Origin of the sequence: Sphingobacterium sp. UBA2480 (genome assembly GCF_002341965.1) — a bacterium.
Classification (GTDB): Bacteria; Bacteroidota; Bacteroidia; order Sphingobacteriales; family Sphingobacteriaceae; genus Sphingobacterium; species Sphingobacterium multivorum.
The window spans coordinates 194,245-218,304 of record NZ_DDPA01000001.1 but is presented as its reverse complement, the minus strand read 5'-3'; the positions used below and the strand labels follow the sequence as shown (position 1 = coordinate 218,304).

The 24,060-nt window shown below is 40.1% G+C and carries 23 protein-coding genes and 1 pseudogene; 4 read left to right on the top strand and 20 right to left on the bottom strand.

The genetic code is table 11. The features are described 5' to 3' along the window. Positions 1-2: 2 nt before the first annotated feature. Positions 3-293 carry a redoxin family protein gene (locus tag B3600_RS01005; protein ID WP_070560814.1) on the bottom strand — a complete coding sequence of 97 codons (291 nt, stop codon included), beginning with the start codon at positions 291-293 and terminating at the stop codon, positions 3-5. A gap of 93 nt (positions 294-386) precedes the next feature. Here B3600_RS01005 and B3600_RS01000 point away from each other — a divergent pair, with 93 nt between their 5' ends. Further along, on the top strand, positions 387-728 hold the full coding sequence (locus B3600_RS01000; RefSeq protein ID WP_070560815.1) for a winged helix-turn-helix transcriptional regulator: 342 nt from the start codon (positions 387-389) through the stop codon (positions 726-728). A 72-nt stretch (positions 729-800) separates the two neighbouring features. Here B3600_RS01000 and B3600_RS00995 read toward each other — a convergent pair whose 3' ends face one another. The 6 genes and pseudogenes from B3600_RS00995 to B3600_RS00970 all read right to left on the bottom strand — a co-directional run bounded on the left by B3600_RS00995 (position 801) and on the right by B3600_RS00970 (position 6,402). Next, positions 801-1,418 carry a class I SAM-dependent methyltransferase gene (locus B3600_RS00995; protein ID WP_286751791.1) on the bottom strand — a complete coding sequence of 206 codons (618 nt, stop codon included), beginning with the start codon at positions 1,416-1,418 and terminating at the stop codon, positions 801-803. 51 nt (positions 1,419-1,469) lie between these two features. Then, positions 1,470-1,651: pseudogene (locus B3600_RS00990) on the bottom strand (class D beta-lactamase); the annotation flags it as partial. Between the two features lie 31 nt (positions 1,652-1,682). Beyond that, the gene (gene eptA / locus B3600_RS00985; protein WP_159332925.1) at positions 1,683-3,203 is read right to left on the bottom strand and encodes a phosphoethanolamine--lipid A transferase EptA; all 1,521 of its coding nucleotides are present in this window, start codon (positions 3,201-3,203) and stop codon (positions 1,683-1,685) included. Then, positions 3,190-4,017, bottom strand: coding sequence for a phosphatase PAP2 family protein (locus B3600_RS00980; protein ID WP_201303617.1), 828 nt, complete (start codon positions 4,015-4,017; stop codon positions 3,190-3,192). The genes eptA and B3600_RS00980 overlap by 14 nt, the downstream gene beginning before the upstream one ends. Positions 4,018-4,239: 222 nt before the next feature. Beyond that, positions 4,240-5,586: a Gfo/Idh/MocA family protein gene (locus B3600_RS00975; RefSeq protein WP_286751790.1), complete on the bottom strand. Its 1,347-nt coding sequence runs from the start codon at positions 5,584-5,586 to the stop codon at positions 4,240-4,242. 228 nt (positions 5,587-5,814) lie between these two features. Further along, positions 5,815-6,402: a hypothetical protein gene (locus B3600_RS00970; protein WP_070560823.1), complete on the bottom strand. Its 588-nt coding sequence runs from the start codon at positions 6,400-6,402 to the stop codon at positions 5,815-5,817. A gap of 115 nt (positions 6,403-6,517) precedes the next feature. Between B3600_RS00970 and B3600_RS00965 the strand changes: the two genes are divergently transcribed. Next, on the top strand, positions 6,518-7,318 hold the full coding sequence (locus B3600_RS00965; RefSeq protein ID WP_112374703.1) for a CPBP family intramembrane glutamic endopeptidase: 801 nt from the start codon (positions 6,518-6,520) through the stop codon (positions 7,316-7,318). A 660-nt stretch (positions 7,319-7,978) separates the two neighbouring features. Here B3600_RS00965 and B3600_RS00960 read toward each other — a convergent pair. The 4 genes from B3600_RS00960 to B3600_RS00945 all read right to left on the bottom strand — a co-directional run bounded on the left by B3600_RS00960 (position 7,979) and on the right by B3600_RS00945 (position 12,756). After that, positions 7,979-8,425 (bottom strand): VOC family protein, encoded by a 447-nt coding sequence (locus B3600_RS00960; protein ID WP_286751789.1) that lies wholly within the window; start codon positions 8,423-8,425, stop codon positions 7,979-7,981. Between the two features lie 78 nt (positions 8,426-8,503). After that, the gene (locus tag B3600_RS00955) at positions 8,504-10,738 is read right to left on the bottom strand and encodes a TonB-dependent receptor (RefSeq protein WP_286751788.1); all 2,235 of its coding nucleotides are present in this window, start codon (positions 10,736-10,738) and stop codon (positions 8,504-8,506) included. A 15-nt stretch (positions 10,739-10,753) separates the two neighbouring features. After that, complete coding sequence (locus B3600_RS00950; protein ID WP_046676263.1) at positions 10,754-11,464, bottom strand: membrane protein; 711 nt, start codon at positions 11,462-11,464, stop codon at positions 10,754-10,756. A 920-nt stretch (positions 11,465-12,384) separates the two neighbouring features. Beyond that, positions 12,385-12,756, bottom strand: coding sequence for a DoxX family protein (locus B3600_RS00945; RefSeq protein ID WP_286751787.1), 372 nt, complete (start codon positions 12,754-12,756; stop codon positions 12,385-12,387). 91 nt (positions 12,757-12,847) lie between these two features. Here B3600_RS00945 and B3600_RS00940 point away from each other — a divergent pair, with 91 nt between their 5' ends. Continuing rightward, a complete protein-coding gene (locus B3600_RS00940; RefSeq protein ID WP_112374699.1) occupies positions 12,848-13,213 on the top strand; it encodes a winged helix-turn-helix transcriptional regulator in 366 nt (121 codons plus the stop codon). Here the strand turns inward: B3600_RS00940 and B3600_RS00935 are convergent. From B3600_RS00935 to B3600_RS00920, 4 genes are all read right to left on the bottom strand, one after another. Further along, complete coding sequence (locus tag B3600_RS00935) at positions 13,202-14,299, bottom strand: DUF2891 domain-containing protein (RefSeq protein WP_286751786.1); 1,098 nt, start codon at positions 14,297-14,299, stop codon at positions 13,202-13,204. The two genes, B3600_RS00940 and B3600_RS00935, sit on opposite strands and share 12 nt — an antisense overlap. Before the next feature lie 32 nt (positions 14,300-14,331). Next, the gene (locus tag B3600_RS00930) at positions 14,332-15,021 is read right to left on the bottom strand and encodes an SIR2 family NAD-dependent protein deacylase (RefSeq protein ID WP_286751785.1); all 690 of its coding nucleotides are present in this window, start codon (positions 15,019-15,021) and stop codon (positions 14,332-14,334) included. Between the two features lie 82 nt (positions 15,022-15,103). Then, a complete protein-coding gene (locus B3600_RS00925; protein ID WP_112374698.1) occupies positions 15,104-15,559 on the bottom strand; it encodes a hypothetical protein in 456 nt (151 codons plus the stop codon). 174 nt (positions 15,560-15,733) lie between these two features. Then, positions 15,734-17,572, bottom strand: a complete 1,839-nt coding sequence (locus B3600_RS00920) for an alpha-L-fucosidase (RefSeq protein WP_070560838.1) — start codon at positions 17,570-17,572, stop codon at positions 15,734-15,736. A gap of 428 nt (positions 17,573-18,000) precedes the next feature. Here B3600_RS00920 and rnhA point away from each other — a divergent pair, with 428 nt between their 5' ends. Then, a complete protein-coding gene (rnhA, locus tag B3600_RS00915; RefSeq protein ID WP_115049557.1) occupies positions 18,001-18,495 on the top strand; it encodes a ribonuclease HI in 495 nt (164 codons plus the stop codon). A gap of 45 nt (positions 18,496-18,540) precedes the next feature. On the opposite strand, the gene trxB is transcribed toward rnhA, so the two are convergent. The 5 genes from trxB to hemF all read right to left on the bottom strand — a co-directional run bounded on the left by trxB (position 18,541) and on the right by hemF (position 24,042). Next, entirely contained in the window at positions 18,541-19,497 is a 957-nt protein-coding gene (trxB, locus tag B3600_RS00910) for a thioredoxin-disulfide reductase (RefSeq protein ID WP_204991166.1), read from the bottom strand. A gap of 28 nt (positions 19,498-19,525) precedes the next feature. Further along, entirely contained in the window at positions 19,526-20,482 is a 957-nt protein-coding gene (locus B3600_RS00905) for a 3'-5' exonuclease (RefSeq protein WP_204991167.1), read from the bottom strand. A gap of 71 nt (positions 20,483-20,553) precedes the next feature. Further along, positions 20,554-21,876: a M16 family metallopeptidase gene (locus tag B3600_RS00900; RefSeq protein WP_286751784.1), complete on the bottom strand. Its 1,323-nt coding sequence runs from the start codon at positions 21,874-21,876 to the stop codon at positions 20,554-20,556. Then, complete coding sequence (locus B3600_RS00895) at positions 21,866-23,125, bottom strand: M16 family metallopeptidase (RefSeq protein WP_112374694.1); 1,260 nt, start codon at positions 23,123-23,125, stop codon at positions 21,866-21,868. The genes B3600_RS00900 and B3600_RS00895 overlap by 11 nt, the downstream gene beginning before the upstream one ends. 20 nt (positions 23,126-23,145) lie before the next feature. Continuing rightward, a complete protein-coding gene (hemF, locus tag B3600_RS00890; RefSeq protein ID WP_286751783.1) occupies positions 23,146-24,042 on the bottom strand; it encodes an oxygen-dependent coproporphyrinogen oxidase in 897 nt (298 codons plus the stop codon). Between the last annotated feature and the right edge of the window lie 18 nt (positions 24,043-24,060).

Genomic DNA, 24,060 nt, shown 5'->3' with positions numbered 1-24,060 from the left:
GATTAACGCATCAATATTAGTCTTAGCTCGGGATTACAGTAAGGACACCAGTTGCCGCGGAAAAAGGCCACGCTAACCGTTCCATTCTCCAGAAGTTTTCCGAGCTCAATTTTGCTATGCAGCGAATTCATCAAACTAAAATTCGGGACCTTGTCCCCTATCTGCAGGCTCTTTTCGATTAGATCGCCAGACTGAAGATCCTGAATGGATCTGCCAAATATTTCCTTTATTTCAAGACGAAGATTAGCTAAATTCGCATTTAATTTAGCAATTTTGTGTTCTAAATTTTTCATGATGCTGTACGTTATTTCTGCAAAGTTTTAAAAGTAAATGCACAATCACAATACCGCATATTATTATCCCTATGGGGCAAAAAAGTCAATTTTATGAGTATAACAGAGAAAGCAATAAAACAAAAAATATGTCCATTGGAATTTGCCGTCAATGCGATTAGCGGGAAATGGAAAATTCCGATTGTCTGGCGTATCAATGAAGGGGAAAAACGCCCAAGTGAAATGCTTCGTGGTATTGCAACAGTTGATAGACGGGTGCTAAACCAACAATTGGCCGAAATGGTCAATGATGGTATTTTAAGTAAACAATCTTTCCATGAGCTTCCTCCCAGAGTGGAGTATTCATTGACACCCTTAGGGAAAAGTTTAGTGGAAGTACTCTGGAAATTAAATGCCTGGGGAGAACTTTTATTGGAAAATTCCAATAAAAATTAGCACAAAGGGGCAGATTCGAGCCACACACCGATGCGCTATTTGTACGAAATGCGTTCGCCCCAGCTATGACAGCTATTTACGAAAACTGCAAAACACAAAATGCTGTTTCGTGTCGAAGGGTGTTATATGGTCAATAGTCATACATTCAATTTTCCTAAAACATGTCTGGAATAAATCGCTTATTGATTGTGCTGAATACTGTTTAATAGTAATGCCACTACATTTCTTTGGCCCCTGTTCAGAAAAAGTTCCAACGACTAAAATACCTCCCAACGCAATTGATTGATCTGCGATTTTGATGTAACGATCAATCTCCTGGCGAACAGTCAAAAAATGAAAGGTGGCCCGATCATGCCAAAAATCATAAGTTGCGTCGGGAACGAAATCCAAGATATCCGAAACAATCCATTTGACTTTAGTCGCCTCATCCCCTAATCGCTTCTTCGCTCGTTCAATTGCAGCGTTGGATATATCCAATACAGTAATATCTTCAAATCCTGCTTTCAGCAAGAAATCAACCAGGAAACTGTCACCACCACCTATATCGATGATTTTCGCCTTTTTTGGAAGGTTAGCTTGCTCTACAAAATGTAGCGATGCTTTTGGATTGGGCTGGTACCAGCTCACTGATTCCAGCGGCTTGTTTTCGTATATGTCTTCCCAATGCTTCTTTCGATTAAAATTTTCCATCTGTCTATTGTCCTGGTAAAATTTGATGATTGATATCTAATGCCCTAAGGTTTAGGGCAAAATTTTTAGCTCCTTAAAGACTTTCCGCGTATCTCTTTGCGGCAGCGCGAGAAATCAGGACGATTGAACTTGCGGTCCTGAATAAGCCGCGTTGCAAAGAAATAAATCTTTTCTTTTTGCTCAACATAACCTATCCACCATCCGGTATTGATCTGATTGGCCATAGTCCATCCGTTTTAGACCAAACTGTACCCGCAATCCTGTCTATTCGAAAATATCCATATTTTCATCATAAATAGGGCTTTTCATATCCAGAAATTTCAACACACTGTGAAATACGTGATTTTGGGTCAACGTTTTATTTGGTTTCAACTGTTTTGAATGATCAGAAACCCAAACAATAAAGGGAATCTCGTATTGCTCTTTTGGTGCAATGCTCATCGGCAATCCGTGCATATAAAGGTTATTTTCACCCAGCGATTCGCCATGGTCCGAGACGAACAACATGGCACTATTATATTCCTTCAATTGTTTTAGATCCTCAATCAGATTATGTAAAATATAATCTGTATAAACAACGGTGTTATCATAAGCATTGATCAACTCTTCTTTAGAACAGTTCCCGAGTTCAACACTATTGCATACAGGTTTAAACAGCTCGAATTGAGCGGGATATTTTTTGCTATATGTTGGCCCATGGCTTGTACTTGTGTGGAGCACAACAAAAATTTTATCTTTTTTACTGGAGGATATTCGCTCCTTTAGACCTGTTAAAAGTACCTCATCGTAAGCACATCCTTCACCCTTACAATTTGTGGCAAGTTGATCATTTGTTTCATATTCTTTAATATGTACAGGTGGCTCCCCCCAATTACTTGTTCGCCAGATCACATCGACATCATTTCTATAGAGATAGTTCGGCAGGATTTCGTACAAATCATCTGTATTTTTATGCTCCAATATACATTTTACTCCTGCTGTCGTATAGGTGGAGCAAGAAGTTGCGTCAAAATGATAAAGATTGGGTGTTTTGGAAAGTAGCGGATTTGTATTCTTTTGATAGCCATATAAGGAAAAGTTATCCCTTCGAGCAGATTCACCAATAACAAGGACAACCACTGTCTTTTTGTGGTCAGTTATCTTCGCATCTGGCAATAAAATCTCTTTTTTATTTTTTTGATGTTCGTGAATGTAAAAACGCGAAATATTGACGGTATAAGACCACGGCATGGCAAGTGCGCCCAAAGTCTTCGAATTCTTGTCGATCCATAACCAATTAGTCGCATTGGCGAATATTAAAATAACGATAAATAATAGCGAAAGTGACGAAGTGATAAAGAACTTCTTTGGTTTATCCTTTATTATTTTTGCTTTAATAATGAAGATACTGGGAATAATACCGAGAAAAACGAGATAAACGATCAATTTCAGGGAAAAGAAACCGCTGGACTCGGAATAACGGGTATTCAAGATATTGCCGATCATGGTTTCATCCAAAATAACGCTATAGGTATTTACAAAATAAACGGCTACTGAATTGATAAGAAAGAACAACACAAGTATCGATTTCCCGAAGCGACGCGAGGCTGAAAAAAATAGATAAAGTACAAAAGCATTCATTACCAGCATCAAAACCATTAGACTGCCGATGAGAACAATGCCCCCAAAGCTTTTATAATCAACATTTTTAAAAACAAAAGTATAAAATGGAAAATGGAAGAATATAAAATTCAACACACTCATGAAAAGGACAAAATGAACTAGTTTTAAGCTATTTTTTAGCATAAACGGTAATGGTTTTATAAAGTGTACTAATTAAGCAGATAAATGTAAAATAAAATATTAGCAAATTATCATTAATTATTCTATTGACCAATACTATACTGAAAACGAGGAATAATAAAATGAAAATTGGATAATACCGTTGGTCGTTGACCCAATTCCATATTTTAAATTCCCTGCTAAAAAAAATTCCGAGCAGTCCCGAAACATATCCTATAATACAGCCACTAACTACATCTAATGGATAATGTGCTCCCAACGCGACGCGAGATAAAGCAAGCATTAACCCAATACATGTTAAACAAAAAAACCACATTATTTTATAACTCAATCGTTGCGGCATAAAAGCATACATGATAACGGTCAGCGTTGTAAATATCGTAATGGAATGGCCCGAAGGCAAGCTATTGTTACCAAGAAGCATCTTACCAGTAATCAAAAAACTCGTTTGATTAAACACCGCTGCAGGTCGAGGCACAGCAAATGCCACTTTTAAAACAATGGAAAAAAAAGCTGAAATTAGCGATGCTGATATCAATGCTTCCCATAATTTAGGCGCATATAATACAAAAACACTCAATAGTGACAGGCTAATTAAACAATCTCCAAACTGTGTAAAATTAGACTCAAGATTTGGATATTGTCCGAGGTAAGCATTTATTGTGAAAAAGCTATTCTTCTGAATGACCGTATAGCCATATACATTCAATGCATGATTAAAATAGAGAAATAGAATGAGCAGAACTAATAGAAGTATAGGTAGAAAGAACAAGGGTTTTCTAAGCCTAGCATAATTATGGGTTATCGTCGAATTCATATTCATCGTCTACTCGTCTTTTAATCGAGTAAAGAACGGTTCGAATTCTGTAGAAATTTAGAATTTTAAGCTTGAACATATTTTGTTTAATCTATTGGATCCCTTTGCCGTTAGGTAAGGAACGTTCTATATATTGATAAATGCCAAGTCGGTCCATATGCATGGCATATTTTGACGGGTGCGTTTTTTCCATTTGCCGGTATCTGTCGCTTGATATTTTTATTACGGATGTTGCCATGGACTGCGATACCCTCTCTGCAATAATTGAGTTGCTTCAGGGTCATTAATACATATTTTTTGCGTAGGATCATAAATCAGGGGCCGATTCAACTGCATCGACAAATTGGCTAATATGCAACTTGCGGTGGAGATATAGCCTTCTTCAATATCGGCTACAGGTAGGTGATTATTTTCAATTGCTGATAAAAGATCGAGCATGTGTCGTCGCGTTGCCGGAGCTGTATGCAGTTCTATTCGATGCTCTTCCAGATCTTTAGGAAACGTCTCTTTTTCTAAGATAACATCCTTTCGGATAGTCTCACCTTCTCCGATGGGAATGAACTCATATTTCATCACACTTCCCTTTAAAGTACCTTTGTCACCGTATATAACAAATGCCCAAGGATATTCAGGGTCTGTTGCTGCTCCCCATGTCCTATGCTGCCAGACACAGTTAAGATCTTCGTATTCAAATAGAGCGGTCTGCGTATCTGCAATCGTCGATTTGCCTTCTTTTTGGACATAAATACCGCCTTTGGCACTCACGCTTTTGGGCCATTTAAGTTGCAAAAGCCAACGTACCGTATCAAACATATGCATTCCCATATCGCCGGTTATCCCATTTCCATAAGCCATAAAGGTTCGCCACCAGCTGCCATGCGGTAAACCATCATAAGCTCGTAAAGGTGCCGGTCCTGTCCATAACTCATAATCTAAGAACTCTGGAACTTGTTGTGTAGGCGGGTTACCATTTTTCCGCATATGATAGTAGCAGCACATCTCCACATGCGAAACCTTACCAAGCAGGCCGCTATCGACCACCCGCTTCTTAGCGTCGATGAGATGCGCCGTACTCCGCCGTTGGGTCCCTACCTGCACTTTCCGGTTATATTTTCTAGCCGCGCGCCATATGGCATCGCCCTCAAGTACATCCACACTGATGGGTTTCTGCAAATAAAGGTGAGCCCCCGCACGCATCGCGTCTATAGCCTGTCTTGCATGCCAGTGATCCGGTGTGCCAATAAGGATAAGATCGAATTTATGGTTAGCGAACATCTCCCTATAATCTCTATAAAGCTTTGGAACCTTTTTTGAAACCTGGCGCTCAGCAGTTAATCGCCCCGCCTCCTGCAAATGGTTGTCGTCAACATCACATATGGCGATAACATCAACATCCCGAACCTGCATTAAACGGAACAAATCACTCTTCCCATACCAACCCGCACCGATCAATCCGACCCGAAAATTTTTAATCGCATCTTTAAACGACAGACCTTTAACTTGCAAAGCGGATAAAGTTAAGACTGCTCCCGCTCCTTGAATAAATTTTCTCCGATTTAGATTGAACATAGACACAATTTGCTGGTTTATTACCTAATATAAGAAAAATAAGCAATAAACAATAAAATATTGCATCAACAAGCGCAGCTATAGAGCGGATAATCTGGGAAATTACGGAAAGAAAGGCTCGGAAGATATAGATATTTAACGACTATTAGCAGTCGGGGAATGGATTAAATCGGTTTGATGGACTGAGTCCCGGCTTTGATTAAAGGTTCCGGGACTTTGCCAATTTTCTTATAGACTAAAACTATTCAAAAAACTCTCTAATTCTTCAATTGCTACATTATTTGCTGAAGAGACAGTTGCAAATCGATTTGATTCGAGATATTGAATGCTAGTCAAACCATCGTTTTCAAACATGCTCCAGTCAAAAGACGCCAGCCAACCTTTGTAAGGCTTAACCTGCATTTTGGTTCCTAGGTCTTCAATTGATTTTAGGTCGATATAGTTCATCAAATTTAACTTTACCTGATCCGAACCTGGACCGGCTCCGTCGGTAACCATCAAATAAATATTTTGCTCTCCCTTCACATAGTTTGCCGTTGCGTAAGATCCTGACTCCGCATCCTCGAAAGCCGTCACCTCTGTGAGCTTAAATCCGTTGATTTCCGGTTTGAACTTTGCCTTAAAATCTGCCGAACTGATAGGCTTCATCTTTCTCAGCGCTGTTGCTAATTGTTCAACCTTCAATGAGTCTGAATTTACCTGCACATATTCAATGTGTTGAACAGCTAATTGCTCTCCGGCAAATACAGCCTTTGAATTGGCCATGCTCGCTAGGGCCGCACATACCATACTAATTCCTAAATAAGGATACTTCATATTATTATTTCTCTAATCTTTCTCCCCTATAAACAAAAAGCACACCACTCTTTCAGATAACCTTCACTATTTCTTCAAAAATAGTGTAAATTCACGTTTACCAAACAGTTAGAAAATGAAAAGAGAGACCATATACCTAAAAGTAATATTATTTTACGTGGCTTCGCTGGTGTTGTTTGCTTTCGCTGCCGCTGTGACCAAACAGACAGCGTTGCCTGATTTACTTTCACTCTGCCTCGCGACATTCCTCAGCTTGGCTTTAGTTTACCTGTTTAAAGCTTGGGATAAAATTAGTTTTTCTCAAATTGGGTTAGGATTTAACAAAAAGAGTGTGCTCAATTTTAGCGCTGGCTTATGCTTAGGTTTTGTTATGGTCGGCCTTATGGTTATAATATTAACAAATTTTGCCGAAGTATCTTTTAAAAAACAGGTATTTATCGACCCAAAAATACTGACAATACATATTCTTCTATACTTTTTCGTCGCCTGTCGGGAAGAGTTGGTCTTTAGAACCTATTTCTTATGGCGATTGAAAGATAAACTCGGCACTGTTGTGGCCTTCTCAATTATGGTACTTGTTTTTATTTTAGAACATTTATTTACCGGTTTTACACTAAAGGCGGCAGTACTGGGTTCAGGACTTGGAGCTGTACTCTTTGGTCTTGCAGTACTAAGAACCCGCAATATTGCACTATCTATCGGACTACACTTCGGCTGGAACCTAACCCATTGGGCGTTTGGATTTAAAAATAATACGGGGTTATGGGTAGAAAGTGTTGCAAAGGGTAGCGAACATCAGTCTGAAAACATCGCGTTTATTGCCTATACGATTGTAATGCTTTTGGGTATTCTCATCGTCTATAGACTATCAAAAAAAACATCGTTTCAAACGAACAATAGGAACCAGATCCATTAATTCCACAATCGATGCACAAGACATCGGCAAAAGCCTTTTCAAACATATCATTTCCTTATTCATATCGACGCCTTGTAGACACGAAGCTACAACAACCAGACTTACTGCAAGTTCTAAAAATAAAGGCACGGCTTTTGTAAACTACTAAGTAAAAAAAAGTATTATGAGAAGAACGCCTTACACCACATCTGTTATTATATTACTCGTCTTATGTGTGATTATACTAATGACCACATGTTCAAAAATTGCCTAATTTATATCCAGTTTGGGCAAAATTGCAAAACCAGTGATAACGACGGGTTCATCGCTGAAAACAGCATCTAAGAAATAGATTCTTAGGCCCTCCTCATGGCTTTCATCAAGTAGCTAAATTTCGCTTTATTGATCAGGAAAGAACGCGATCCAGACAGATTGTACAAAATTTCGTTTTTCCCGGACGTATAATTACAAAAAAGCCCTAGAGCGGGGAACTCTAGGGTCTTAGCCATATATTAACCTATTTTATGAAAAGTATTTGTATCAATAACGTCTTAGTTTCCTATTTATTTTGTAAAACATAGAAATTTCTTAAATTTTCTTTTTTCGTACAAAGATTCAATTCCTATCACTTGCCTTGTAATTATTCCTATAGCTGTCTTTTAACGCTTCATATCGATTGCCTTACAGCGGTTGTGCTAAACCAATCAATAATCCCTCTACTCCCCTTAGATAACAGAGACGATACGCATTTTCATATTGTACCACCTCCCCGACCAGCACAGCTCCATGATTGTCAGTTAGCCGCCGCAGCACATCATCGATATCTTCAACGGTAAACATTGCCCGCAAATACCCCAAGGCATTGACCGGAGCGTTTCTATGATCTGCAATTATCGCTGGATCAATAAATCTTGAAAGCTCCAATCGGCTATGCCCATCTGGTGTCACCATCATGGCGATCTCCACATGCTGAGCACCGAGACCTGTTATTCGACCTGCCCATTCCCCTTTAATCTGTGCCCTTCCCTCCAAATGTAAACCAAGTTCTGAAAAAAACGAAATCGCGTTGTCCAACGACTCCACCACGATACCCATATTATCCATTCGACGTAACTTACTCTTTTCCATAATACATCATTTATAAGGACTTATAATTCCTATTAAAGATACAAAGGAAAATTTTAAGGCGACCACTTTACCCAGTCTTTAGAATTTATAGGACAGGCCAGCTTTTACCATAAAAGGTGTTCCAGGGGTGAAATGCAATTCAGAAACGGGCTGTTGTTCATTTCTTAATCGAGTCTCGGTCTCAAACTGTGCTTCATTCCATTTGGTGTCAAATATGTTTTGGGCCTGCAACAAAAAATTCCATTTTCCCACGCCATAGTTAAGCAGGAGATCGTTGACCAAATAACCTTTAGCACGTACCGAATTATCTTCTTTCGCTGGTTTTGTATTCATATAACGATAGCGCAAATTGGCCGAAATGCCGAGCGGTAGCTTCACAGATACTCCCCCTGTACTTGTTAAAGAAGGTACCAGCGGGATATAGTTTTCGCCTTTAGGTTGGTCAATTGCCCGCGCGTACGCATAATTGATGTCGCCATCAAAATATAACCATGGAGTAGCTTGATAGCGTAGACTCAAATCAGCCCCCAGACGTTTCGTTTTGCCTGAAGGCTCTACAACAGCTTCATCCCCGACGTACACAAATTCTTGCTGCAGGTATAACCCCCATAAAGCAGGCTGAATAAAAAGGTTATCAGTTGGCTTCCAGATCAAGCCAAGATCTGCACCAAAGGAAATGGGCATAATATCTTTTCCCTGTTGTTCCATCACCACCCTGATATCGTTGGAATGAAATCCCATACCCGTTTTCAAATAGATTTGGGCGCTATGATTGAACGTATATCCAAAGTTCAGCTTTGGGCTGATTCTTGTTGCAGAAGCCTCTTGCCCTGCAGGATCACTTTTCAGCTTATCATGCAAGTTGAAAATCAAGTGATCGACACGTAATGCAGGATTAATCGTCCATTTTCCAATACGCCAATCCAAATTGCTATAGGCATGAAGATTCATTTCTACACCCGAAATATGCGAAAGCCGATCCAATAATTCGTCGCGCTGATAGACATGGTTCAGTTGAAGATCTTTGATATCATCCACTCGGAGCCCAAACCCCGATGTCCAAGAAAGCTGACTATGATCAAAATGAAATTGGCGATTGTATTTGTTTTCGATACCGTACAAGTATCGATTATCAACCTGCTCTATTTCATCGCCATGAATGGGGTCTTTCAGAAAGAAAGTAAAATCCGAAAACAACTGAAAGTTATAGCGCGAGAAGTAAACATTGCTTTCCCAGCTTTCCTGATCACTGATCAGCGCACGGTATTGCATCGCCAAATTCATGCGGGATGTATTCCCGCCTTCTGTAGAATCAATCGAACCCCAACGGCTAATCAGTCCCTGACGAACAGCCCGCTCCGGAATCTGACCCGATGCATTCCAACCCGAACTGAATATGGACCCCTGGAGATTGATATAATGTTTCTCATCGATCCACTGATTATATTTCGCAAATAGATTGACACGACTAAAATTTTGCTTGATGTCAAAAGGACCATTCGAATAATTGAACTCTCCTGCGGCATAGGCATATTTATTCTGCTCATGGTTATTCAGCAGATTAAGCATGGCCACGGTACGCCAGGAATCAAAAGAACCGCCTTCAACCTTAAAAAGATTATGATCCAAATGATCCAAGGTCGTAAAATTAACATAACCCGATGTGTTCAAATCGCCTTTGTCTGCATAATAAGCACCCTTGCCAAAATCAATGTCTTTTACCGTTTCTGGAATAATAAAATGGAGATCTGCGTATCCTTGACCGTGCGCATGAGAGACCATATTAACGGGAATGCCATCTGCAGTAATGGCAATATCTGTACCGTGATCATTATCAAATCCACGCAAAAATATTTGCTCAGCCTTTCCACCACCGGCATGCTGTGCTATAAAGAGCCCAGGAACTTTTCGTAACAGATCTTGCGCCGAATTAACCGGAATCTTACTTAAATCAACTTTGCTCAATGTTTTACTGCTATTGAATGCATCCACCTGAATTTGACTCAACTGCACTTCATTTTTTTGCATCTCGATTTCAATCGGAGACTTCACTTCTTTTAGGATGTATACCTGATCGAGATAGCCAATCCGGCTCAACAATAAAGTATCCGGAAATATTCCCGGCTGTACGGAAAAAGTACCATTCGATGCTGTATGACTATGTTTTATTCCACGTTGGTAACGTATATTGACTTCTTCTAATCTCTGTTTACTATCCTTATCTTTCACAGTTCCCTGAATTACATGTTGCTGGGCATAACTGTGTGTAGTAGCCATTAGGCTTATAAAAAAGGTGATTTGATGTTTGTTCATATCCTATTTAAAAAATTACCATCCCAGAAATAACATCCCCGCACCGCAAATTGACAGGACAGCACCACTAATAGCGTGTACATATCGATCAAGTTTTTCGGTGTTGAGCAAATTATAACCATAAATTCCCAACAAGACCATCCCAACCATGGTTGCCACTGTTGTGATGGTAAAGGTGCTAATCAGTGTAATCACCTCTGGCATTGAGCGGTGAGCACCTGAAAAAAATAAAAGTGGAATCAATGGTTCCGATGGTCCCATGACGAAAATTGCAAATAATACCAAAGGCGTTACCTTCGTTTTTTGATGATGGTGATGATGCCCTGATGTGCTTTTCCCATGCGTGTGTTCATGCACATACACCTCATCACCCATCACATCAAAATGCTTATGAGAATGCTTCTTTGACATTTTCCAGATCCCGTAAATCAAATATCCAAGTCCAAAAATAAATAGTGCCCAACTCGAAACATTGCCGCGCACGTCCTGCAACCAGCTGATCTTATTGAGCTGCCATCCAAGATAAACGCCAATAATCCCCAGTATGACCGAACTGAAAACATGCCCAAGCCCACATATAATGGTCCATAATATGGTTTTCCCCAACGACCATTTTTTCGATTTGGACAATACAATAAATGGCAGATAATGATCTGGGCCCGATGCAGTATGAAAAAAACTGATCGTAATAGCTGTAATAGCTAATGCGTAAAGTGTTGTGTTCATATAAATGATTTAATAGCAAAGCAGCTGATTAAGCCGCTTTCTTCAAGCAATGATTTATTAAATCGGTTTTATAGCCGTCTGTCGACCCAACCGATGATATTCACGAAAAGGAAAAGGGATTTAACCGAAAATTTTAAAGGAATGGTATAGGATACACCTGTCTGGCAGCCTGTTCGATAGATATTTATTTTGGAGTTCATAAAAACTATGCCATGACTTCTTATCCGCAAATAGCAAGAAAATTGGTAGAATCAGTCCCAAGGTACAGAGCCGAACGGCATATGCTAAATGTTGATCATAACGCCATTCGAACGAGCATTCTTCGATCGATCCGACATAAAAATCGAAATGGGATTGTGAAGAAGTTATTGCCGTTTTTGAGGTGTTTTTATAGGCAGTATGTGAAAAGACATCCTTGTTTATTTTACCTGTAAAAAACAGACAGAAAAAAACAATGGGCAAAACCATTAAAAGTTGTCTTAAATACCTATACATAGCATGTAACATCCCTATGGGATTGATAGATCAAATGTATTATAAGTTTGATCGTGTATAGTAGCACAAATCTTGAATTTTATAGCCTTTTTCTAACCTGCTAAAAAATGTATATCTAAAAAAAACAGCGCGAAAACTTTACTTATACCAATAAAAACGCAATAAAACGGTAGAAAAACAAAATATCCCAGCATAAATCAACAGAGTTAAATTAGCACAAATCACGATTTACAACCGATCAAGTCGCTCCTATATTTTCGGCTATCGACCGGCTTGCCATACCGCTTATAATTGTAGTCTATCACATTATTTTCCCTCTTGCATCTCCAGCACCACTTGCTTCCGGATAAACATAGGATCATTAGAAAATTAAGCCATAAAATAATCCTAATTTTCTAATGATCATGCTAAAGCTGACGCAGGATTTAAAGTATAATTTTAAAGGTTTTGTCTGTGGCCAACAGCACAATACTAAGTACACACATCAGCAAGGAGTTGTAGAAATGATGATACTCTTGATGCGCCATATGTGCCGTAAACGCCGCAACCGCAAATGGAAACAACAGCAGCACTGCAACATTCTTAAATTGCGGGTTATACAAACCTATTAAGAGCAATACTACCCCCGTTAGTTCCCCTATTCCGATAATGATCGTCCAAGTCTTATTAAAACCCAGGGACTGCATGCTTTGCATCATGGCGCTCTTTTGAAAAACTTTGAATAATGATGCATATCCAAATACATAAAGGTAGTACGCATAGCTCAACCAATGAGCGACTGATTTAATCGTTTCCATGTTATACTTTTTGTTTTCCTACAAATTTCTTTATTAATTTGCAGGAATAACAGTACATACAAGATTGTATGATACCAACAAAAAAGTTTGTATGAACCCGCGAAAAGAGAATTCAACCAATCACATTAATGAGCTATACTGGAAAGACCGTTGTGGTATTGCATTTACCTTGGCCACCATAGGTGGCAGATGGAAAATCAATATCCTTTCCTATTTGCTAAATGAAGGTAAACTCCGCTATAGTGAGTTGCGGAAAAGACTCGTGGGAATATCTGAACGTATGCTGATCGCCAAATTAAAGGAACTGGAGCATGACAAGCTGATTAATAGAATTGTATACCAGCAAGTTCCCCCAAAGGTAGAATATGAATTAACCGAGCTCGGCCGTTCGCTCGAGGAAATATTAAACCTAATGGATAAATGGGGAGAAGATAATCTCCCCGAATCAATGCTTTGATAGTGCATAGAGTGCAAAAGTACCTAACCAATGTGACCCCATGTAATCATCCTTGGTTGTAATATTGGGCAAAGAATACTTTAAATGTTTATTCGCCAACCTATGCAAATAACTTAATTCAGGCAGCGCTTTGGCGATACCGTTTAAACAGTTGGCGCGACTAAAATTAAGTCCATCCAGATGGACCAAATGTCCGTCGGTTCGATCTTTCACGATTCCTGGATCTAAATTGAAATCGGGATTAAACAGATCTGGCATAAAATCCTTTAACCATTTACGGTAATCCTCCTGTTGCAGCACCATACTCATACAAAGGGCTTCTTCAAGACAAGGAGAAAGAAAATCGCTTCCACTTGGCTCAAAAGAAATGTTGCAGCTCTTATCCTGACTGTATAAACGAGAAGCATTCGTCATTAATGATTTTTCAAACGTCACATTTCCCGTGCTTCTTGCATAGTCCAGGGACAGCGAAAGGCCAAAGGCAGAATTATCATGATAGCCTGTCCTGATCGGATAGACCAATTTGGGCAAATATTCCTGATACGATTTTACCACATGTTTCACCAACGGTTCAAGATTCGATGCCCAGCGTTTTGCATCGGCATCTTCCCAAGTTAATAATTCCTTCTGCAGCTGCAACAACCAAGCCCAGCCATACGTACGCTCAAAGTTCTTATTGTTCTTATCTTGAAAGAAATCTAATTCAACAGCCACATTTTCTGCTGTAATATTTCGGTTCAATTGGCGTCGAATTTCACCTGAGCTATCCAAATTTGGAAATTCCTTCAAAATATGCACAATTGACCAATACCCGTGTACAGAAGAATGCCAGTCAAAACAACCGTAAAAAATTGGATGCAATGTACGCGGTGCTTTTAGATCACCATCACTACCGAGTACCTGTCCCAGCTTATTGGGATATTCCACTTCGATGCAATGCAGTGGCAAACTGAGCAGATGCTTGGCCTGAACGCTATCCAAGGTTAAAGGCTGATCATTTGAACTCGTATTTACTTTGATCGCTGAATTATTTTGACATGCAACAAAAGCAACGGACATGCAAAGAAGCCCTATTATTTTCTTCATAAACCCTTATTTTATAAACGACTATATAACATTTAATTAAGTAATTGTTCTACCAGTTCAGGAACAGCTATGGTCGCCGATTCTTCAAAACACTGTATATTACGTAAAGCGTTGTCATGAGGAATCTTTTTGTCAATTAAAAACGATTTACAGTGACTAGGCGCAAATTCTTTAAGTCCCGCAGCGGGATAAACCTGTAGGGAGGTTCCCACAATAATCAAAATATCGGCCCTCGAAACCAGGCTTATCGCTTCCTCAATGGCCGGCACAGCCTCTCCAAACCAGACTATATTTGGCCTCAGCTGACTACCCTTCTCACAAAGATCACCCATTTTGATCTCATCACCAACAATGGGATACACCAAACGGTCATCGACAGATGACTTCGACTGATCCAGGCGTCCGTGCAAATGAACGATATGGGATGAACCTGCCTGTTCATGCAGTAGATCTACATTCTGCGTCACAATACTCACCCGGTATGCTGATTCCAATTTTACCAGCGCATGATGAGCCGCATTTGCCTGTGCGACCAAAGCGGCTTTCCGTCTCAGATTATAAAACTCCTGCACCAAGGCTGGATTTTTATGCCAACCTTCAATGGAAGCAACTTCCATGACGTCATGTCCTTCCCACAATCCATTGGCATCCCTAAAGGTAGGTATACCGCTTTCAGCCGAAATACCGGCCCCCGTCAATACAACGATATTTTTCTTTTCCATCTTAAATCTATTTGTTGCACCATTGTATAGTTAAGATTGACTTTTGATATGACCTTCATCATGTCTGTAGGCCTGATCTAGATCATTCATTTATCAACAAAGATGCATAATTATCCGGCAGCTCGAGTCGGATCGAATCTTTACTCAAGGCTGCCTTACGGTTCATATCATCAAAAGAACGTTGGTAATACACAAAAGCGCTATTTGGTATATGCAGTTCACTGGCTTTCTGCACGTTGAACACATAGCGATTATTTTTTAATTTGACATGCTGATAAATCCGATAAGTAACAACTTGAATCTGTACCTTATCAAATTTCGGAATGACCTTTAAATCCGCCGGTTCATGAAAGTATTTATCATTGAAATACATAAATTCATTTGACTCTGCTAATGTTGCTAGAGCTAACCTTCCATTGACCACTTCATTCACTAACGAATCTGCCCGCAATCGCTCGGATTTACTTCCGTCACCGGAAGAACAACAAACACAAAGAAGAGCAAAAATTGGGATCAAAACAGCTTTGATTGGATTCATAGGCCTAAGTTATAATAAAAAATGCTTTTGCGCCACAATTCAGGAGAAAATGCACCGAATACCGAAAGAAAATGGATCAGAATTAATAAATCAGCATAGTTTATATCTCGCAAAAAAGCCTAGGATATTTTGTTATCCCAGGCTTTTTTTCAACGCTAATTGCTATCCGACCTCTTAAAGGTTATTTTCGATAGCGCCCACTTTCTCCCGATATAGTTGTATTGGCGCATCCAACAAAACAGCAATAACTGTCATGTTTTTATCCAAGCGCTCTGCTGGTGCCTGAATGTAGATAATACCCGGGATGCTACTCCAATAAAGCTTATTGAAAATCTCATGATTTATCATGGAGCCCTCACCGACCACGCGGATCCTGGCGACTCCATTTTTAACACCTTTTAGTGCAATAGGACCCGTAGGTTTTCCCTCGACAAACAGATACAATGTCTGGCGATCTTTAGAGAGCGCGCTTAGTCCTTCATAATGTCCTTCAGGTAAGCCTTTTCCAGTCTCATAAAGTGCTTCGGCATGATCCTTAATCCACTTTAATACCGTTGGATTAGTCGCATTACTACTTGGCAATTTGGTCTCTAAGCCATCCACGGTCAATCCGGAATTATCAAAGATATTTTTTCCGGCATGCAGTGTTGAAGCGATCTGACCTAAAGCACGACCTGTCAACTTATTATCCAGTACAGATTTCAACGTAACTTCAGTATCTTGCGGTGCAGTCCAACGAAGCACCTCCGCAAAGGTTAGTGCAATCACAGTCACATCCTGATCAAAGTTTACTTTCGTCAAATCGACTTGAACGGTTCCGTTTTCAGACTTAACGTTCACTTTCGCGGATGCATCACCAACAACTGAGACTTCTTTAATGGCTGTATGATTGACCAAACCTCTGAGCTGCAATTCGGGTTTCTGTTCGTATACATACAGATAAAGTGTCTTTCCGTCCTTTGATAAAGCAGATTTCCCGCCGTAGTTCACAAATGGAATACCGGCTCTTGTACCGTAGATCGCAGCTGCATGCTTATGTGTCCATCGCCCCAGCTGTTTCAAAATATTTAATTGTTCCTCAGGGATCGTTCCATCTGCCTTTGGACCGATATCCAACAATAGGTTTCCACCCATGGAAATACAATCTACCAACGTTCGAATGATCATATTCGGTGATTTGTACTTTTTATCAAAGGGTTGATAGCCCCAAGAATCATTCATGGTATAACAGAGTTCCCAAAATTTAGCATCAGGACGGGTTACTGGAATCCCTTGCTCAGGTGTATCGTAATCTCCATGATGATTCAATCGCGAGTTTATAATAATATTCGGATTATACTTCCGCAAAAGATTCAAGGTCTCTTTAGCTTTCCACTCCTCGGCACTATGCTCCCAATCCCCGTCAAACCAAAGTAATTCGGGCTTATACTGTTCGGATAGCTCAGTCAATTGCTTCTGGTAATATTTTACATAATTATCCCAACGAGAAGGCTCACTTTTCAATTCATAACGTTTTCGATTGCGCGTAAAAACATCGTAATAAGGATGGCTCCAATCGGGCAAAGAATAATACAGTCCAGTATGCAAGCCTTCTTCTTGTATGGCTTTCACAAATGGTGTGATTACATCCTGTTTGGCAGCTGCGTCTTGTAATGTCGTGATCGCTTTATCAGCCTTCGTATTCCACATCGAGATCCCGTCATGGTGTTTGGTCGTAATCACCGTGTATTTCGCACCGGCTTCTTTGATCAATTTGGCCCATTCCTTCGGTCTATAATCCTTTGCTGTAAAACCATTCAGTTGCTTGATATAATTGTCATGATTGATGTAATTATTGAAGAATGACCAAGATTCTGATATTCCATCGACAGAATAAATCCCCCAGTGAATAAAAATACCCAGTTTGGCATCTTCAAACCAATCCATTTTTTGCGGTGATACATTGTTCTGCGCTGAAACGTTTAAGCACGCGGACGCCAATAGAACAAAAAGAGAAATCTTTCGAAACTTCATAAAGCTATTTTATCGATTACATAACAGTTTAAGCGGGCAAAATACACATAAATCAGCACAATCCAACTATGTAAGGGATAAATTACTTTGGAGAGCGGCTGAAATCTATCATCATACTTCGCTTAGCTTAAGCTTAAAACACAAAGGGAATATTCCTATTATTTAAACGGACCTCATGGGGACTTTATAGGGACCTCATTCGGACCTCATTCGGATAAAGCCGTGTAAAGTACCTTTTAAACACCTATAAAGTCAGTCTTAAATACCTATGAATTTTGATGCTTGTAGCACTATGCCCTATCGTTGGATTGATTGAACATGTCGCAGTGTTAAAATTCTTCTACTTCGAGCATCAAAATATGGACTAGTCTTGATCATTTTTACCTGTTTGTATGTGCTTACAAAAACTTCATGTATATTTGGCCGGTATGATCGAATTATATACAGATGGGGCTTCAAGTGGAAATCCGGGCCCTGGAGGTTACGGAACCATCTTAAGAACTATTTATACAGGCGATAATGAAGCCTTTAAAGGTAAACTGATCGAAAAAGAGTTTTCGGGCGGTTACCGCAAAACGACTAACAACAGGATGGAATTGATGGCTGTGATCGTCGGCCTCGAGGCACTGAAAAATCTACAGCAACATGTTACCGTGTATTCTGACTCCAAATACGTCATTGACGCCATTGATAAGAAATGGGTATATGGTTGGATACAAAAAGGTTTTGCGGGAAAAAAGAACAAAGATCTTTGGTTGCGCTTAATGAGCGCCTATAAGCTCCATACCGTACGCCTTGTATGGGTAAAAGGCCATGCTGGGCATCCGTTAAATGAGCGCTGTGATCGTTTGGCTGTCGCAGCATCCAAAGATAAGGCAAATTGGAAAATCGATAGTGTTTTTGAAATGGAAGAAGGTAAATAAAAACGGGGCATTGTCCAATGCCCCGTTTTTATTATTTCCATGCGATTATTCGCCGCTTTCCTTAGCTGCTAAGTATCTTTCAGCTTCCAAAGCTGCCATACAACCTGTACCTGCAGCAGTGATTGCCTGACGGAAGATGTTATCCTGAACATCACCACAAGCAAAAACACCCGGGATATTTGTTGCAGTACTATCTGGTTTTGTAATTAAATAACCTGTTTCATCCATATCCAATACACCTGTGAAAAGCTCGGTATTAGGCTTATGCCCAATAGCAACGAAGAAACCTGTTACTTCGATATCTTTTTCAGACTGGTCTTTATTGTTTACAACACGTATTCCGGTCACCACCTGACCATCTCCTAGGACTTCTTTTGCCTCAGAATTGTAGTGAACTTCGATATTTGGTGTATTCATAACGCGATGTACCATTGCTTTAGAAGCACGAAACTCGTCACGGCGAACCAACATATGTACTTTTGAGCATAATTTTGCAAGATACGTTGCTTCTTCTGCCGCTGTATCCCCAGCACCTACAATAGCAACCTCTTGGTTTTTAAAGAAGAACCCATCACATACAGCACATGCTGAAACACCAAAACCATTGTATTTTTGTTCAGATTCTAAGCCTAACCATTTTGCTGTGGCTCCTGTCGCAATAATCACAGTATCTGCGGTAACTTGTACCGTTCCATCGATCTCAACACGGTGTACCTCACCTGTAAAATCCACTTTAGTCACATATCCAAAACGCACTGAAGTTCCGAAGCGTTCAGCTTGCTCGCGCAAATCTTCCATCATCACTGGTCCAGTGATACCTTTTGGATAACCAGGGAAATTGTCCACCTCAGTTGTTTGAGTCAACTGTCCCCCTGGCACAATACCGGTATAAACGACTGGTTTCATATCCGCACGGGCTGCATAAATCGCGGCAGTATAACCTGCTGGTCCCGAACCAATAATCAAACACTGTACATGTTCCACTTCTTGTTTGAATTCCATAATCCTTTTTCTAAGCTATTAATTAACGTTATTTTTTAAATTTATCTTGCAATCCTTTCAGCATATCCAAAGAAATGTTCTGCGGCGCTTCTTCTTTTTGTTGATTGAATTCCTTTTTCGCAAGTTTTTTATCTTCTACAGAATGGGTGGCTGCAGCTGCTTTTGCCTTTTGCTCACTCTTTTCCTTTTTATACCGATTCCAGATATTCTCCAAGACCTTCTTGGTATACAATGGAAAATCACCATTCTGCATCCATGCGTAGTAACTGGGCTCTTGCTCAAATACTTCTATAACAGGTCTTCCTTTATGTTTACCAAAATTGATCGTTTCCAATCCCTCCGCATTATAGACGAGACGTCCGGCAAAATCTACAGGTTTACTTAGGTTGGTAAACGTATGTAGCGCCTCAACATCGTTTACGACAGGATAAGATACTGTCCCATGTTTATCTTCGAATGCTGCGCCTTCATATTTTGTCAGCTGCGCTTTCAAGACCTCATATGTGGCACGAACATCCGCTTCCGCTGTATGCGCATTTTCAAGATTTTCGTTGCAATAAAACTTGTATGCAGCTTTCAGCGTACGTTGTTCCATCTGATGGAAGATATTTTGAACATCCACAAATGCTCTACCCTCCAATGAAAAATCAACACCTGCCCGTAAAAACTCTTCCATAAGCATTGGGACATCGAATTTATTGGAATTATAGCCCGCGAGATCTCCATCGGCAATAAAAGCCGCAAGTTCCACTGCGATTGCTTTAAAATTAGGAGCATCCTTCACATCTTCATCATAAATGCCGTGAAAAAAAGAGGATTCCGCAGGGATAGGCACTTCTGGATTGATCTTCTTTGTATAGACTGTTTCTTCACCACTGGGCATCACTTTCAGAAATGATACTTCCACAATACGATCGGTCGCTACATTAACTCCTGTAGTTTCCAAATCGAAAAATACCAATGGTCTTTTTAATTTTAATTCCATGCTGGATAATACACTTTTTTATCAAAAACCAAAAATACAAAGTAGTATTCGATTTTTGTAGTCTAAGAAATTTAATTTACAACCGCTTGATGAACTGGTTCTACTTGACTGATTTTCCCAACCACAACCTTCACCATGGCATCGTAGTCCAAGTATTTATTGGCAAGATGCTGCACCTTCTCGGGCGACATATTTCTGATCTGTTCCATATAATAGGAATAATAGTTCAATGTCATCCCATTTAACAAAACACTTTTGAACTTGTCGGCATGCGAAAAGATACTTTCCAACGAACCCAACATAGAACCTTCCATATAGGTCTTCACAAGATTGACCTCATCCTCGGAGGCCAAAGTTGTTTTCAACAAATTGATCTCCTTTTCTATTTCAGTCAACGTGGCCTGTGTTACATCTACCCCAACTTCAGTTACAATGGTCATAAAACCAGTATGTTTCAAGGTAGCAACAGCCGAACCAATGCTATAGGTATACCCTTTTTCTTCTCGGATATTGCGCATTAGGCGGGAACCGAAAAAACCACCTAATAATGTGTTGACAAATTGTAATGCCGGATAATCGGGATGTTCCCTTCCAATTGTCTGACAGCCTAACCGAATGGCAGACTGCAAGGCATTATCTTTTTCCTCATAAGCCAGGTTATTTGAACCTTGCACCAAAACTGGGACTTCCGAAGGAGATACAGCAGCTGCTCCTTGCCAATCGACACCGAAGATTTGCTCCAACTCCTGCAAAAGCTCTTCAGAAACATTACCTGAAACAATTAATGTACAATTGGTAGGAACAATTTCCCTACGGTACAATTCGATCAGCTGCGCACGCGTAATTGCATCGTAATCTGTTAGTTTTGGTGTACGCCCATAACGATTATTCTCACCAAAGATCAAATTGTAAAATTTGCGTCTCGCCAGATAATCATTTTTCTGAATAGAAACTTGAAACTTTTGCTTGTTATTACGCAAATAGGTATCTAACTCCTGTTGCGGAATCGATGCTTTCGTCAGAATATCTTTTACAAGCGGCAAGAGTACTTGACTATGTCTATTCAATGTATAAAGCGACAAAGAAGTTACGTCAAAAGAATATTCAGGAACAAGAAATGCTCCGTAGAAATCCACTTTATCTGCAATCTCTGCACTCGACATGGTCTTTGTCCCCTCCTTAAGCAATGCACTTAAAGTACTATTTAACAACGGATTTTCAGCCGCACCGTCAAGATAGGTATTCTCAAAGATCCATTCTATCCGTACCAGCTCCTGCTCGGGCGACTGGAATACATAGACAGGCAATCCGTTTGCAAACTGCTTCTTGATTGGTTCTTTCAAACTTATATTTCCAATTTCACGGAACTCGGGTGCTTTTGTTCTATCCAACATGTACAGCCTCCTCTTGTTTTGATTTATACATTAATATAGAAGCATTCTCCGGTCTAAAAATAACCTGAGCTTGCTGTTGAACTTCCTCAGCACTCACCTTCAAATATTTTGAAACCTCTGTGTTGATGCCGTCTGCATCACCCAGCAACTCATGGAAAGCCAAGTTCATGGCTTTATCCAAAATAGATAGTTCTGCAAAAACATTGGTCGATTCGATCTTATTCTTTACTTTTTCCAATTCAGCTGCAGGCACCAACTCGGATTTTATGACCTCCAATTCTGCCCACACCGCACGTTCAGCTTCCTCTAGCGAGATGCCTTCCGATGGTTTTCCTTCAATAACAAAGAGGTTATTGTCGATACTTCCCATCACATAAGCATTTATTTCACTAAATAACTGCCCCTCTTTTACCAGTCGACGATACAAACGTGAAGAAGAGCCCCTCGATAAAATGTCCGACAGAAGATCCATTGCAAAATACCCCTCTTCCAATCGAGCAGGGCCATGAAATGCCATATAAAGCGCATCCAAAGGTACCTCTGCCCAAGTCGTTTCACGCCTAATCTTATCTTGCGCGGGTTCTTTAGGCAATTGGCGATTGTATTTTTCGCCCGCCTCGATATCGCCAAACCATTTTTCAGTCAAAGCTTTTACTTCCTCAAAATGAACATCTCCAGAAACAACCATAATTGCACTCTGCGGATTATAATGTAATTTGAAAAATGCTTTAACATCTTCCATTGTAGCCTCTTCAATATGGCTCAGTTCTTTTCCGATGGTTGCCCAACGATACGGATGTACCTGATAGGCTAATGGACGTAATTTTAGCCAAGCGTCACCATAAGGCTGATTCAAATAACGCTGTTTGAATTCTTCACTCACGACATTCCGCTGCACTTCGAGGCTTTGTTCGGAAAAAGCCAAACTTAACATCCGGTCCGACTCCAACCACAATGCCGTTTCTAGATTTGAAGAGGGTAAAGTGATGTAATAATTTGTAATATCGTTGCTGGTGAATGCATTATTCTCGCCACCCACTTTTTGTAATTCGGTATCGAAATTAGGAATATTGATACTTCCACCAAACATCAGGTGTTCAAATAAGTGCGCAAATCCGGTCTGTTCCGGCGATTCATCCCTTGCTCCCACATCGTACAAGATATTGACGCAGGCCATGGCTGTATTATGATCCTCGTGTACCAATACACGTAGGCCGTTTTCCAACGTAAATTTTTGATAAGAAACCATCTATTTTTTCTTCGATGTTTTTAAATCCAGTTAATACCTTTTCGCAATAAAGATAAGGTTTTGGCTTCTTCGGAGCCTTCTTCAGGACGATAGTCATATACCCAATTGGCTTGGGCTGGTAGACTCATCAATATGGACTCAATCCGACCATTCGTTTCAAGTCCAAATTTAGTCCCAGAATCCCATACGAGGTTAAATTCGACATAGCGTCCGCGACGGATCAATTGCCAATTTTTTTGTTGATCTGTAAAGGTTTTATGTCGATTTTTCTCGACCAATGCAGTGTACGTTGGTGCAAACGTGCGTCCAAGGTCACAGGAAAAAGCAAAAATATCTTCCATGCTCACCCCCGTTTTTTCAGTATTCAACTTATCATAAAATACACCTCCTATGCCACGTGTTTCCTGGCGATGTCTGATATAAAAATAATCATCCGCCCAATTTTTAAACTTTTCATAGTAGGTAGAATCATGTCTATCACAGACATCTTTCAGCTGCTGATGAAAATAACGCGCATCCTCTTCATCAATATAATGCGGCGTCAAATCAATACCGCCGCCAAACCAACGAATCTGATCGTTCAGTTCAAAATAGCGGATATTCATGTGTATAATAGGTACGAAGGGATTGTTTGGATGGATTACAATGGAAACTCCTGTCGCAAAAAAATCATCTTCTTCCACCGCAAATGACTTTTTGATCGCTTCAGGTAATTTGCCATACACAGACGAAAAGTTAACGCCTCCTTTTTCAAAAATCTGACCATTTTGAATGATCCTGGTGCGACCGCCACCGCCGCCTTCACGCTCCCACAATTCTTCTTCAAAGCGTGCCGATCCTTCTAATTTCTCCAGCGCCTGACATATTTCGTCCTGAATTTCTTTATAAGCTAAAGCAATCGCTTCTTTTGTTATCATCTACTCTATTGCTACTTT

Bases quoted from the DNA above. Each gene is read 5' to 3' on its own strand.
- B3600_RS01005 (WP_070560814.1), bottom strand. From the start codon at position 293: ATGAAAAATTTAGAACACAAAATTGCTAAATTAAATGCGAATTTAGCT.
- B3600_RS01000 (WP_070560815.1), top strand. From the start codon at position 387: ATGAGTATAACAGAGAAAGCAATAAAACAAAAAATATGTCCATTGGAA.
- B3600_RS00995 (WP_286751791.1), bottom strand. From the start codon at position 1,418: ATGGAAAATTTTAATCGAAAGAAGCATTGGGAAGACATATACGAAAAC.
- eptA (WP_159332925.1), bottom strand. From the start codon at position 3,203: ATGCTAAAAAATAGCTTAAAACTAGTTCATTTTGTCCTTTTCATGAGT.
- B3600_RS00980 (WP_201303617.1), bottom strand. From the start codon at position 4,017: ATGAATTCGACGATAACCCATAATTATGCTAGGCTTAGAAAACCCTTG.
- B3600_RS00975 (WP_286751790.1), bottom strand. From the start codon at position 5,586: ATGTTCAATCTAAATCGGAGAAAATTTATTCAAGGAGCGGGAGCAGTC.
- B3600_RS00970 (WP_070560823.1), bottom strand. From the start codon at position 6,402: ATGAAGTATCCTTATTTAGGAATTAGTATGGTATGTGCGGCCCTAGCG.
- B3600_RS00965 (WP_112374703.1), top strand. From the start codon at position 6,518: ATGAAAAGAGAGACCATATACCTAAAAGTAATATTATTTTACGTGGCT.
- B3600_RS00960 (WP_286751789.1), bottom strand. From the start codon at position 8,425: ATGGAAAAGAGTAAGTTACGTCGAATGGATAATATGGGTATCGTGGTG.
- B3600_RS00955 (WP_286751788.1), bottom strand. From the start codon at position 10,738: ATGAACAAACATCAAATCACCTTTTTTATAAGCCTAATGGCTACTACA.
- B3600_RS00950 (WP_046676263.1), bottom strand. From the start codon at position 11,464: ATGAACACAACACTTTACGCATTAGCTATTACAGCTATTACGATCAGT.
- B3600_RS00945 (WP_286751787.1), bottom strand. From the start codon at position 12,756: ATGGAAACGATTAAATCAGTCGCTCATTGGTTGAGCTATGCGTACTAC.
- B3600_RS00940 (WP_112374699.1), top strand. From the start codon at position 12,848: ATGAACCCGCGAAAAGAGAATTCAACCAATCACATTAATGAGCTATAC.
- B3600_RS00935 (WP_286751786.1), bottom strand. From the start codon at position 14,299: ATGAAGAAAATAATAGGGCTTCTTTGCATGTCCGTTGCTTTTGTTGCA.
- B3600_RS00930 (WP_286751785.1), bottom strand. From the start codon at position 15,021: ATGGAAAAGAAAAATATCGTTGTATTGACGGGGGCCGGTATTTCGGCT.
- B3600_RS00925 (WP_112374698.1), bottom strand. From the start codon at position 15,559: ATGAATCCAATCAAAGCTGTTTTGATCCCAATTTTTGCTCTTCTTTGT.
- B3600_RS00920 (WP_070560838.1), bottom strand. From the start codon at position 17,572: ATGAAGTTTCGAAAGATTTCTCTTTTTGTTCTATTGGCGTCCGCGTGC.
- rnhA (WP_115049557.1), top strand. From the start codon at position 18,001: ATGATCGAATTATATACAGATGGGGCTTCAAGTGGAAATCCGGGCCCT.
- trxB (WP_204991166.1), bottom strand. From the start codon at position 19,497: ATGGAATTCAAACAAGAAGTGGAACATGTACAGTGTTTGATTATTGGT.
- B3600_RS00905 (WP_204991167.1), bottom strand. From the start codon at position 20,482: ATGGAATTAAAATTAAAAAGACCATTGGTATTTTTCGATTTGGAAACT.
- B3600_RS00900 (WP_286751784.1), bottom strand. From the start codon at position 21,876: ATGTTGGATAGAACAAAAGCACCCGAGTTCCGTGAAATTGGAAATATA.
- B3600_RS00895 (WP_112374694.1), bottom strand. From the start codon at position 23,125: ATGGTTTCTTATCAAAAATTTACGTTGGAAAACGGCCTACGTGTATTG.
- hemF (WP_286751783.1), bottom strand. From the start codon at position 24,042: ATGATAACAAAAGAAGCGATTGCTTTAGCTTATAAAGAAATTCAGGAC.